The 11,628-nt window shown below is 58.8% G+C and carries 9 protein-coding genes and 2 pseudogenes; 2 read left to right on the top strand and 9 right to left on the bottom strand.

The annotated features are described in order from the left end of the window. Positions 1-101 precede the first annotated feature (101 nt). The 3 genes and pseudogenes from AC57B1_RS34330 to AC57B1_RS34320 form a co-directional block, all read right to left on the bottom strand. Positions 102-693 (bottom strand): annotated as a pseudogene (locus AC57B1_RS34330) (hypothetical protein). A gap of 77 nt (positions 694-770) precedes the next feature. Then, positions 771-1,340: a BPSL1445 family SYLF domain-containing lipoprotein gene (locus tag AC57B1_RS34325; protein ID WP_496420332.1), complete on the bottom strand. Its 570-nt coding sequence runs from the start codon at positions 1,338-1,340 to the stop codon at positions 771-773. A 110-nt stretch (positions 1,341-1,450) separates the two neighbouring features. Then, on the bottom strand, positions 1,451-1,798 hold the full coding sequence (locus AC57B1_RS34320) for a hypothetical protein (protein ID WP_496419924.1): 348 nt from the start codon (positions 1,796-1,798) through the stop codon (positions 1,451-1,453). A 469-nt stretch (positions 1,799-2,267) separates the two neighbouring features. On the opposite strand from AC57B1_RS34320, the pseudogene AC57B1_RS34315 reads away from it, so the two are divergent. Then, positions 2,268-2,960, top strand: a pseudogene (locus AC57B1_RS34315) (SulP family inorganic anion transporter); the annotation flags it as partial. Positions 2,961-4,261: 1,301 nt separating this feature from the next. Here AC57B1_RS34315 and AC57B1_RS34310 read toward each other — a convergent pair. Further along, the gene (locus tag AC57B1_RS34310) at positions 4,262-4,786 is read right to left on the bottom strand and encodes a hypothetical protein (protein ID WP_496419923.1); all 525 of its coding nucleotides are present in this window, start codon (positions 4,784-4,786) and stop codon (positions 4,262-4,264) included. 2,209 nt (positions 4,787-6,995) lie between these two features. Here AC57B1_RS34310 and AC57B1_RS34305 point away from each other — a divergent pair. Beyond that, positions 6,996-8,357: an alkaline phosphatase family protein gene (locus AC57B1_RS34305; RefSeq protein ID WP_496419922.1), complete on the top strand. Its 1,362-nt coding sequence runs from the start codon at positions 6,996-6,998 to the stop codon at positions 8,355-8,357. 41 nt (positions 8,358-8,398) lie between these two features. On the opposite strand, the gene AC57B1_RS34300 is transcribed toward AC57B1_RS34305, so the two are convergent. The 5 genes from AC57B1_RS34300 to AC57B1_RS34280 all read right to left on the bottom strand — a co-directional run bounded on the left by AC57B1_RS34300 (position 8,399) and on the right by AC57B1_RS34280 (position 11,572). Then, positions 8,399-8,758, bottom strand: a complete 360-nt coding sequence (locus tag AC57B1_RS34300) for a superinfection immunity protein (RefSeq protein WP_408354255.1) — start codon at positions 8,756-8,758, stop codon at positions 8,399-8,401. A 43-nt stretch (positions 8,759-8,801) separates the two neighbouring features. Then, the gene (locus tag AC57B1_RS34295; RefSeq protein WP_496419921.1) at positions 8,802-9,077 is read right to left on the bottom strand and encodes a hypothetical protein; all 276 of its coding nucleotides are present in this window, start codon (positions 9,075-9,077) and stop codon (positions 8,802-8,804) included. Between the two features lie 319 nt (positions 9,078-9,396). Next, positions 9,397-9,801 carry a RidA family protein gene (locus AC57B1_RS34290; protein WP_408296294.1) on the bottom strand — a complete coding sequence of 135 codons (405 nt, stop codon included), beginning with the start codon at positions 9,799-9,801 and terminating at the stop codon, positions 9,397-9,399. A 200-nt stretch (positions 9,802-10,001) separates the two neighbouring features. After that, a complete protein-coding gene (locus AC57B1_RS34285) occupies positions 10,002-10,232 on the bottom strand; it encodes a hypothetical protein (protein WP_038457419.1) in 231 nt (76 codons plus the stop codon). A 119-nt stretch (positions 10,233-10,351) separates the two neighbouring features. Next, a complete protein-coding gene (locus tag AC57B1_RS34280) occupies positions 10,352-11,572 on the bottom strand; it encodes a Bcr/CflA family multidrug efflux MFS transporter (protein ID WP_496419920.1) in 1,221 nt (406 codons plus the stop codon). Positions 11,573-11,628: the final 56 nt, after the last annotated feature.

Raw genomic sequence — 11,628 nt, 5'->3', positions numbered from 1 at the left:
CTGCCGGCGACAATCCTGGGCACGCCCCCAACCATGGTTGCCGGCACAGAACCATGCCACTGCGTCCGTCGACTTCCGAAAGAAGTAGATTCATCGACCCGCTACTTGTTCATGCTGGGCGTGACGGATATCGCAACCGCCTCCGTGTACACGACCTCAACCTGATCTCCCTTGCGAATATTCGTCACCTGCTCAGGGTCCTGCACCGTTACAGCCACCGTGTCGCCTTGCGGTCCCTTTAAGGTGACGGTTTTCGCCTTTGCATTCACGGCGACGACATCTGCCATTACCGTTATTTCCCGACTGGTCGTGCCGCCGGGCTTGGCACCCGGAGCGGCCCGCTGTTCTGTCAGGCGCTACGTGGCCGAACGCGGGCCGCTCGTTTTCGTGAGACTCAGCGACATCGCTTCCCTGTATCCGGTCGTGACCACATCGCCAACCTTGAGCTGGGCAAAGTTGCGCGCCTCTTCGCCCACCTCCACCTCGATGACCCGGCCTCTCTTGTCCTTCAGGGTGGCGGTCCGGGGAGCCGGATCAATTGCGACAACCGCGGCCGTGACAGTTGTCGTTCCAACCACGGTGGCCTTATCCGTACCTTTTTTTTGTGACCTCCACCGACGTCTGTGGCTGGGCAACTGCCGGACGCGCCATCATGGCGACGGCGGCCACCATAAGGAGAGTCTTGATCTTCATTTCAGCCCCTGATCATCTGTGTGCATGCGCGCGTGATGGAATGGACGCCTCGATAGTCGTGCGGTGCCGTGCCGGTATTAGATGTCGAGCTTGCTGACCTTCGTGCCTTCGAAGCTAAGGTTGGCCATCAGGCCGGAGTTCGTCAGCACGAAACCGACGATCGGCGCACCCGTCGTTGCGGTGTCGAGTGCACCGTTGGCGCCCGTCTTCGCCACCGCAACCGAGCCATCCACGCCCGCTGTCCAGCCCTTGTCGCTCGTCCGGAATTTATCAAGCGCGTCCTGGGTCATAAACATCAGGAACACCGCCTTGGACTGGGCGCCAATCTGCAGGCCAAACGAGGCGGTACTGGTCTTGTAATAGCCGACGGACGCGCCTCCCTCGCGCAGCGCGCCTTCGCCGTATTCGCCACCGACCACCAAGCCTGCGGCGAGCACCGACGGGAAGACGAGAATGCCCTTGGCCGTGCTGGCCTGCGCCTGCGCGCCCGGCGTCGAACTGTACAGCTTGCTGAGAGCGCCATCGACGCCGGCATCGATTTCATGACGCTTGCTGGCCGCTTCCGTCGGATTCGAGGTCGTGCCGCAAGCGGCGAGCGAGCTGGCCAGTGCGATGGCACTCAGCGAAAAGAAGGTACGACGGTTCATGAGCCTCTCCTCGATTGAAGTGCGGCAGATTTGCGCCTGACTCACCTGAAATTGCGATCCATATCCGTCGAAGCAACGAGGTAACGAAGTAACGCAGAGTGACGCGCCGCCTAGAGGCAGCCTCCAACATCTCCGCTGGTGTTGCTGCCGCCCCCGCTGCCCGCGCGGAAGCCGACCCACGTTTGGCTGTTACCCGTCCACGACGGCCGCACGACGGCGGCTGCACCACTCGGAGGCTGCTGACCTGGAACATAGACATCCATCGCCTGGTTGTTCGCCACAATCACCTGCGATATGACTTGCTGTTGCGATTGGTCTGCCCATTTCTGAGCAATGCATTGCGCGACTGCGGAGGCCGGCCGTTGACTTTCTCCGAGCGATTGCGCGCTTGGCGGCATAGGTTGGCTTGCACAGGCTGACACAGCAACGGTCACGGCGAAAAGCAATAACGGTTTCATTTTTCACCTCAAGTTGATTTCGCGCGTCGAAGCGCAGGCGCGTCGATCTGTACGCCGCAGCGGGAAACGTGCCGGCTCTGGGAAATGTGATGAAGCGGGCTCGAGATCGAAGGTAACGGCCAACCAGCCGAAGGGACCATGGTCGTCAAAAGGTCCGTTGACGTTGTCATGGCAATCTCCGAACGGGAGTACATCAGGTCAAGAATAGGCCTGACGCACACTGGCAGATATAGGACCTTGGGCCGATGTCACGCGGAGCGACAATCAATTACTGTGACTAAGGAACCGAGCCTGTTTTCACCAACGGTGTGTGGACCGCTGGCCTACGAGACGACGACGCGATTGGCACGCTAAAGGCGTACTGTCACCATCTATGCCTCTCATGCGTCTGTAGGTGTGAACCATGCGGATCGACAGTCGCATTCGCTCGGGGCGTGGCACATAAAGCGCACAACGATGCCTTCGCTCGTTGCCCGGCATTCAGGTCATTAAAGGGTATCAGGCAGGCTGCCGAAGGATCTGGCCGCAGGCCTAGTGCTGACCACGATGTTAGTGCCGGTCGGCACCGCTTACGCGGAGGCATCGGGCGCTCCAGGAGTATGCGGCCCATACGCGACGATTGTTCCGCTGCTCGCCGGGGCAATATTCGGGCCAAGCCGAATATTGGTGCTCGGGCCGGACTCTGGGCTCGCTGCACCCATTTTGGCGGTGGTTGCGCAGGTCGCCTGCCGACGATCCCTCTCGCACGATCGCGATGGCCAGCATGATGGCCATCGTGTCCGGTGTGGTCTGCGTTGTGATGGGAAGCTTGCGGCTGGGCTTCATCGCCGAATTGCTGTCCAAGCCGATCCGCTACGGCTACATGAACGGCACTGCGCTCGCGGTACTGATCAGTCAGTTGCCCAAGCCGTTCGCCATTTCAATCGAGGAGCAAGGACCGCTGCGCGATCTCGTCAGCCTTGCGCAGGCCATCGCCGTGGGCAGGGCCAATTGGGCCAGCTTCGCAGTGGGCGTAGCAAGCCTCATGCTCATCCTCTTTCTGACGCGTTTCGGAAAGCTTCCGGGCATTCTTGTCGCGGTCGTGCTGGCGACGCTGTGTGTCAGCGTATTCGGCCTCGACGGTCTTGGCGTCAAGGTGCTCGGCAAGGTTCCGCAGGGTCTGCATATGGCCGGCTATCGCCCCACGATCGAGCCTCCGACCGCCGCAGATACGGCCTTTCATGCAAAGGGCCGAAGCGGTTATGAAAGCGATGCGGGCGTGAAGCCCATGGGGCTTGTTGAGCCATCGCGATGAGTGCGGCTGTGATTTGGCGTTCGGCTTGCTGTAATCCACAAGCGGCGTCCTACGCCGGGCCTGGTTTCGGCAATTCCCTGTGTCTACGCGTTTTGACACGGTCTGGGCCGATCCGCGCCTCATGCCACTGCACGTGATCGGCCCCCTTTGAGCCTTCCTGAAACGGCTCCTGAGCGGTCATTGCTGACTCAACATGAGGCAATTTTCGATGTCATCTGATTAGCCCGGTACACACAGGGCAATCATCGCCGCAAAACCCGGCATCAAAATACCTGCGAGCGTCGATGCTGTTGCCATAAACCGATTCGAGACGGTCTATAGCTCGATCCGAGGACACACCAAGGTCGCGTTGTTCACGACCGAGCAGGTTTGCACAATATTGATCGTAGCTAAGAAGGGTATTCATATGCACGGCTAATTTCCTTGTCGCGGCCCTTCGATAAGTCCCTCGTAAAAAGCGAGCCCGAGCGAACCGGGATCAACATGCTAGTCCTCGGGATGCCCCGCCGCGTACAAAAGCTATTCCGTCGCCGCGCACCCACCCTTGCGATAGATCAAGGCGTCGTAGTTCGGGAGAATTGAGGGAAGGCGCCCTATCAGCCCGACCGGAAGAGCCGCCTCCGCAGGTAAACCCTACGCCATAGTTGTACCGCTCTCGACCCTGTGCAGTCTGGCGTCTTTCTCAATTGCAGACGTCGGCAGAAACTTCAGTCAGGTACCGGTCCACCTTGGGATTCCGCGATCTCATAGCGGTTTTTCCGGCTTTGGAAATCGCGCTTTCGTGGGCGTTAAGTGGTGCCAAATTATGGATTCTTAAAAGATCTAGAAAATCGACCCTGCTTTCCCTGAGTGCGCAAATCCTAAAAAAAAGCCTACCGTGAGAGTCGGCAGGCTACGAAAACACACGCCGGGAAGTGAGGACATCCATCCCGGACCGACCAAGATATCCAGATATCATTTCCGAGTCAACGTGAAACGCTGTTGGATGACAAAACAAACTGCCGCAGGAAAAATCTACGAGTCTGGGTGTTTGCTCACGAGGTGAAACAGTCTGATTTTACAGTGGGAGCGGCCAGTTCACCCCCGGCCCACCGATATTTTGCGCGTTCCGAGCCGCGCGCTCCGCCATGCAAAGGGCAGACAAAAACGCCCTGCAAAATCTCCGTGCGCTATCGGCATGGCGTGACATTCAGCGCATAGACAAACTTTCCGGCGGCGCTGTCGCAGTCCTGCAACTGCCAAAGAATGTCAGCGCCCCATTCCCATCTCCGGCCGTTATGCCCGTCATCCCTGCTGTATCCGACACGTCGCCCTTCCACGTGAGTGCCGCATCGTCGCGGAAACGAGTCAGAAAAATAGGCTAACGGAAGGGGAAGTCCATCGCGATAGAGACACAGGAACCATACGACATCTGCAACGCTTTCATTGTAAAGATCGGCGCGCACGGGACTGCGCACCAGCGCACTCCATGCCACTTCGAGACTGTCAGGTTCGGATGAACGAATTTCAACCTGGAAATCCTGCAACGTCGTCATCCAGCGGTTGCCGGCAAGTGCGATACGGCCGAACCTGAACAGAACGCCTGTCGGATCGCTCAGCCGGATTGGTGGGCCGAGGGAAGCGACCGGATAGTCCCTGGTCGCAACGCCACCACTTGCAAACCCCGCCCCCTTGATGTTCCGGCCATGTGTCATCGTCGTACCCGAGGTCCATCCAGCATTCGAGAGTATCCCCGGATAACCTAACCATGATGATGCATATCAATGCGGCAGCTTGCGCCCAGCCAGATCGGCCGAGCACGCGATCACCGGCGAGATCTCGTGCCACCCTCCGTTATTCAGCCGGGGAATGCGATGGTAGCCTGACGACCGAACCTGGAAATCCGCAGACCGACACAGTGCCGCCATCCAGCGTCGATCGTTCAGCTAACGCGGCCAATGCACTTCTGCCTCGCAGAGCCAGGATGCTTCCCGCCGCAATCAATATCGCGAGCTTCCGCGTTGCCTATCGTCATACTTAAGCAGCTTATGTGGAAAGGTAACAGTGACCACAAGCGAAAATGACGGCATTACAATATCCTTTCATATTAGGTGTTGTCAGTTCTTTCGCGTTGTTATGAGACGTACGCCGGGTGGGCGGCTGCAATGCAGTGGACGAAGCGTCCCCTGAGCAAGAAAAAATTACATCAGTAGCGAATTTTTTGCACTCTCCAAACCTAAGCTAGTTTTCCGTGACGCTAGTCAGGCGTTAGCCTAACCTCCTGCCGGGTGCTCATTGCCGGCGGTCGGCCGACAATGTCCAGTCTGCCCGGCGCAGCAGTCCTCGCATTGCGAAGCAAAGGGCGCGCCACCTCGACCTTCCACTGCGGTTGAGATGTGTCTTGCAAAAGCTGGAGCGACATAAGCCAACGTTAGTGCTTGAGGGCCGCATTGCATCCGTCAGCCGCCATTCGGCGGCAGGGCGCGACCGTCGCCTTCTGGCCGGTTTGCGAAGATCGCGGCGCCCCGGGTACGACCCAATCAACTGCCCTGTAGGTCCTTTCAAAGTCACTTTTCTAGGCCTTGTGGCCCGATCTAATTTGGCGACGGAAGATGGGTGGCGCGGGAGTCTTTTGCGCGCAACGTTCCAGAGCAGCGGCATTTGAGCGAAGAGCAGAGCTAGCCGTCCTCGTAGGCAAGTCTCAGTGCTGGCGACGCGCAGTGGTTGACTGGCATCTGTCTCCAAAGTGTCTCCAAGAAAATATGTGTGTTGGAGACACACTCGGAGACAGCCAAAGCCTTACCAAATAAGGGTTTCGGGAAAAAATTATACCTATCTCCATGTCTCCACGGCTTTCTTGCGTGGGAGTGATATTGCCGCAAAGAGCCGAGGACACTTGACGAGACGCCACATTCGCAGTCGAGTAGATTTTCGATATTTCGTCTGAGAGCCGCGTGATATATCGGTGTCTGGCGCAAAACTAGGCGGTGTGGCTCGACCGACCTTGCCAAAGCCTCATCTGACGAAATACTCTCGGAATTCGGGTACTTTTCCGGGTACTTTTCCAACAAGAATCCACGTAACTCAATCAAATAAAGGTCTGTAGGCGGACACCGCCTCCGCCAGGACATCAATGAAACGGGCCTTTGGGCCCGTTTTCATTTGTACCGCATCTGCACGGTCCTGGCTGATCAGCCTTCGTTGCACGAGCGCTGCATGCGCGACAAGCGCCACCAGAAGGTCTAGACTTCACAAAATCCGATTTGCCATCCAGCCCGCCTTGAGCGGGCTTTCGCACATTCAGCTATCGAAATTGAGGTGCGAAATGGCAGGTACAGCGCGGCGCCGGGCAGACCGGGCGCGAATCATGAAAAATCGGCGCTTCTATTGGTGGGGACGTCGCCTGACTTCCGAGGAACTCGGTAAGGTCGTTGATACACCTACCCCATGCAGTTGCTGGATGTGCGGCAATCCGCGGCGGCGTCTGAAAAAAGACAGGCTCTCCGTATGGGAGAAACGGTGGTTTCAGGAGGTTGAGGACGTGTCTTAGCAAACAGAAATCCGATCCTTGGGATAACCACTGCGAACACGGAAGCCGCAGGGAAAGCCAGATGGCGGTTTGAACCGGGCCTTTCCTATAACGCCACAATGACGCCACAACGCAACGGAAGTTGAACAGTGATGTGACGTGAACTAGCCTTAACGTCTACCCGGAAGCAAGACTGCCGCGTCGAACCTGCGCAAGAGGTCCGAGCCCTCGCAGCGAACGTTCGACCCACGTGGTCTCAGCCCGCGCTCCGGGACGCTGACAAAGGAAATCCATTCGATTCAGGATGTCCGCAGTGCCGCGCTCCCCTGGATTCCTTCGCGCCGGCACTTCAGCAGGCGAGGTCGTCACCTTGATGGCGAGATAACGGAGGCAGCATGTCACTGGACAACATCAAGACCATCATCGTCGTGATGATGGAGAATAGGTCGTTCGACCATGTTCTCGGCTACCTGAGCCTCAAGGAAAAGGACGTCAACGGACTCTCGGCCGATCCCGCCTGGCAGCAGAATTTCACGAACCTCTACGACGGCAAGACCTACCCCATCCATGCTCTTTCACCGTCAACCCAACTCATCCCCGACCCTCCGCATGACCGCACGCCGATTTCGACACAAATAAACACCCCCTGCGCGAACGGAGGCTGCCCGGAACTGGGCGGATTCGTCGCGAGCTACGCGACACGAAATCCTCCGCCAGCCGACCTTTCGATGGTAATGGGCTACTACGCCGCCGACGCACTGCCTGTTTTCGATTTCTTCGCCAGGAATTTCATGGTGTGCGATAGCTGGTTTGCGCCGCTTCCCACGGGAACCCAGGCAAATCGCCTGATGGCAATGTCGGGAGAGAGCGCGATTAGCGACAACGTTTCGGGTTTTCTTCCTGAGCAGTCCCTGGTTTATGACTGGCTGACCGCACACGCTGCGAGTTGGTGCGTCTACCAGTCGGGAGGGTTTTTCCCGTTCTTCAGCCTGATGCCCAAGTGGCTACCTGAAATCGTGACTTCTCTCGCCTTGCCGCTAAAAGGCAACGGAGGCAGGTTCAGGCGATACTCGCGCTTCAAGGCAGACTGGACGAATGGTGCGAACGTGCCTCAGGTCATTTTCATCGAGCCGGAATACACCGATGGCCCGCATCTCGCACCGAATGACGATCACTCACCCACCGGCGTCGCTCCGGGGCAAGCGTTCCTTGCGGGCATTTATCAAACCATCTCCGCGTCCAAACGCTGGGATGAGACGCTGATGATTGTCACGTATGACGAGCATGGGGGATTTTTCGATCACGTCAGTCCCCTTGCGATTCCCACCGACGTCGCCGGCTATCAGTTCCAAACCACCGGGCTGCGGGTGCCGGCGTTCCTGATCTCGCCCTATGTGACACCAGGCGGCGTCTATTCCGGCAACCTGGACCATACGTCGATACTTCAGCTTCTCGCGGACAAGTTCAATGCGGGTGGCACGTACTCCGCTCCAGTCAGCGCGCGCACACAGCTTTCGAAACTCAGCTCCGCGCTTTCTGAAGTAAAAACGCCGGGCCCTGCTCCCAAACTGAATCTGCCGACACCAAAGAGCTCGCCTGTCGCGCCGCCCGTCACGCCGCCAGCCGACCTCTCCGCATGTGCGCAAGCCTTTCGCAGCGTCGCGCTGAAGGTTCAACAGGACCATCCGGAGCTGCTGTCTTCGCCGAACTGGGGAGACCTTGCTGGCGTTGTTGCAACCTATAAAGGCGGGTCGTGAAAGAAGCTGGCGCCGACTATTGATTGATCACACAGAGCAACCTAGTCCCGTGGATGGCGCTGACAGTTTGCCGCAATGCGCGCAACCAATGGCGCCACGCGAGGATTGAATACCGGGATTGAACTGCCACGACATTCAGCGCGTGCAACGATGGCATCGATCGTGACTCGTGCGACCGCGCGTTGCGCCCGTCTCGCGAAGTGCTTCAAGCGACGGTCGCTGACTGGATACCGCGCCCACACCAGCGCAGCGAACCAACCGATCACCGTCCACCCGAGCAGGATATTCACCATGGTTACCGCGAACGCATATTCCCGATCTCTGGCGTCCGCAATCATGGATGGAACCAGATAAAGCATCAGCGCACCCAACAGAGCCGCACCTTCAATAAACTTCAGCATTTCGACACCTCGCTACAGCCTTGGCCAGCAAACCACGCTCAAGTTAGTGACGTGAGTACACGCCACCAACCGCCACGTCAGGTTGACGACTGCCCGACGCGAATGTTTGCGCCACCACACCGCCATACGAATCACTGACAGAACCGAGCGCATCGTTGCGTTCCACTGCAATGGTTTGCGCGCTCTGGCCTCGTTGTGAAGCAGGAGCCCCGACTGAAGGACGATAGGAAGGTGCCGGCCCGTAGCCGCTGGCGAACGCGGGCGCAGCGATCGCGCTGGTAACGGCGATCAGCAACGCCGCAAGAAGTTTGCTTTTCATGGTGAATCCCCAATCCGGTTTCAAGAGCGCCGCACGCCGGTTAAGACGCGCGCCGCTGACAAGATTGAGTTTAGTTGGGACCTATCTTTTTTCTATGCCGATAGCGTGAAATCACAATTGCTACCAGCCGAACAATGTGGCGCGGGCCTTGGCATGTGGAGCGTGCGGGTATGACCAGGCGGTTAGCCGATTTGCGCAAGCGTTTTGTCGATTTCGTCTGCTTGCGGGACCCGTTGCAGGTCCCGCTTTCACGCGCACGGTCGAAAGATTCAGCGACCACGCGGCTTGATATCGCTCATTGCCGATGTTTTGCCGTCACCTAAACCAGCGCGGTCGCCTCGACCTCGATCTTGAAACCGTAATGCAGTTGAGGAACCGGCACGACAGCACGTGCGGGTCGAGCCTCGCCCGCCCACCGCGCGTAGATCTGATTGAAGCTCATCCAGTGCTCGACATCGACAATGTAGACGCGCACCTGAACCAGTTGCGCGATGCTACTGCCCGCGCTTTCGAGCGCAGCTCGCACATTGGCCAACACCTGTTCGGCCTGAACCTCGAACGAGGCCTCGGAGAGCTTGTCGCCTTGCGCGGTGATCGGCAGTTGTCCCGAGACGAACACGAAACCATTCGCGATTGCGACGTGGCTGTAATGACCGCCCGGCTTGGAGAGCGTAGCGGGATTTTCTGTATGCGGAAGATGCGAGTCGTGTTGACTACCAGACATGAAGACCACTCCAGATGTGACGGCGCATGACGTTGCACGCGGCACATTCGCGCGAGAGCATGCCATTACGCCTAAGCGATGAAGCGACGACGCGAGAATCATGCGACGTGCAAGCGCTGGCCGTTTCCGGCACAACACCTCACACGATTGGCACACCTCGATGCGAGAGCCGCTCGACCGCGCACGTCACGCGTTGGACATCACACGCCGAGCATCTCGAGTTTCTCGCGCGCATCCGCGCAACGGCGATTCAGGTCGCGATGCATCAGTTGGCTGTCGAGCAGCGCTGATACATCAGACAAACCATAATCAAAGCGCAAGACGTATTCGATGTCCGTGTAATCGTGATAGGCGCCGCTGTCTGCCAGCTTCTGCGCTTCAGCGAAAGCAGCGTGTTGCCGTTCGCCGTTCATCAAATCTCTGATCGCCATGATTGCCGCTCCGAGGAACAGTGGCTCCATCATAGCAATGCAAATTGAAACGCACGGTCGCGCGCACGCAACACCTGGTGTTTTCCGTAGACGCCGCGCGGTTCGCGCCTCATTGCCCTTTAAACGGCCGCAACAGGCGCCTTGGTTCCATGCCACCTGACAACCAGGATCCGGCCGAGATAACAGAGCAGCCCTGCCACTCCCACCGTGACGCCCATGCCTTTGGGCGAGCCGTCCTGCCAGAGTCCGACCGCGAGGCTCGACAAAGCGCCGAGCGCCAACTGGACGGCGCCGAACACGGCCGCCGCGGCGCCGGCATTCACAGGATAGCGATGCATCAGATCGGTCGTGCAGTTGGCCGACAGAATACCAACCACGCCGACCACGAAGAACAGGCCGAACACGATCGACCACAGACCGCCCCACCCGGTCAGCGATACCAGACAGACAAACAGCGAGGCAATGCAGCTCACGGTTGCGGCGAACGATATGATCGGCAGCGAACCGAGCCGGCCGACGAGTCGCGTATTCATGAAGTTGCCGAACATGATGCCGACGATATTCAGCGCGAACAAAAACCCGTAGTGCTGCGCGGACACATGGAAATATTCGATGTAGACGAACGGCGTCGCCGTGATGTACGCGAACATCGACGCGAACGCCATGCCGCCGCACAGCATGAGCCCCCACGCAACCGGATCGCGCAACAACTTGCCATACGCGCCGAACGATTTCAGCAGCGCCGACTGGGCGCGCTTCTCGCGCGGCCACGTTTCCGGCACCTTGAGAAACGCGGTGACCGCGCACAACGTGCCGAACAGCGTGAGCACGACGAAGACGACACGCCAGCCGCCGAGCAGCAACAACTGCCCGCCGATCAACGGCGCAAGCAACGGCCCGATCGACGTGACGATGGCGAGCATGGACAGTACGCGGGCGGCATCGGTCGGACCGTGGGCGTCGCGTGCGATGGCGCGCGCCAGCACCGAAGCCGCGCCCGCGCCCAGCGCCTGAACGAAACGGAACGTGACCAGGGAACCGATCGAGAAGGACATTGCACAGGCCACGCTGGCCAGCGCATACATGACGATGCCGCCGAGCAGCACCGGCCGGCGGCCATATGTATCCGACAACGGACCGTAGAGCAGCATGCCGATCGAAAAACCGAACATGAAGCTGGTGAGCGTGGTCTGCGCGGCGCCGGTGCTGATAGCGAATGCCTGCGCGATAGTAGGCAGGCTCGGCAGATACATATCGATCGAAATCGGCCCGCACGCGGCGAGCGCACCGAGCAACAGAATCAGCCGGCCATCGGGCCGGCTTCTGGTGACGTGAGACATGGGATTCCAGATGAAGCGCCGCGCCGCCATCGGCAGCGCAACAGGTGAAACGGGGA

The organism is Paraburkholderia sp. BGA-UO-ETr-F21 (assembly GCF_059567925.1).
Note: the sequence above shows the minus strand (reverse complement) of the source record. Positions and strands in the feature narration are given on the sequence as shown.

Bases quoted from the DNA above. Each gene is read 5' to 3' on its own strand.
- AC57B1_RS34325 (WP_496420332.1), bottom strand. From the start codon at position 1,340: ATGAACCGTCGTACCTTCTTTTCGCTGAGTGCCATCGCACTGGCCAGC.
- AC57B1_RS34320 (WP_496419924.1), bottom strand. From the start codon at position 1,798: ATGAAACCGTTATTGCTTTTCGCCGTGACCGTTGCTGTGTCAGCCTGT.
- AC57B1_RS34310 (WP_496419923.1), bottom strand. From the start codon at position 4,786: ATGACACATGGCCGGAACATCAAGGGGGCGGGGTTTGCAAGTGGTGGC.
- AC57B1_RS34305 (WP_496419922.1), top strand. From the start codon at position 6,996: ATGTCACTGGACAACATCAAGACCATCATCGTCGTGATGATGGAGAAT.
- AC57B1_RS34300 (WP_408354255.1), bottom strand. From the start codon at position 8,758: ATGCTGAAGTTTATTGAAGGTGCGGCTCTGTTGGGTGCGCTGATGCTT.
- AC57B1_RS34295 (WP_496419921.1), bottom strand. From the start codon at position 9,077: ATGAAAAGCAAACTTCTTGCGGCGTTGCTGATCGCCGTTACCAGCGCG.
- AC57B1_RS34290 (WP_408296294.1), bottom strand. From the start codon at position 9,801: ATGTCTGGTAGTCAACACGACTCGCATCTTCCGCATACAGAAAATCCC.
- AC57B1_RS34285 (WP_038457419.1), bottom strand. From the start codon at position 10,232: ATGGCGATCAGAGATTTGATGAACGGCGAACGGCAACACGCTGCTTTC.
- AC57B1_RS34280 (WP_496419920.1), bottom strand. From the start codon at position 11,572: ATGTCTCACGTCACCAGAAGCCGGCCCGATGGCCGGCTGATTCTGTTG.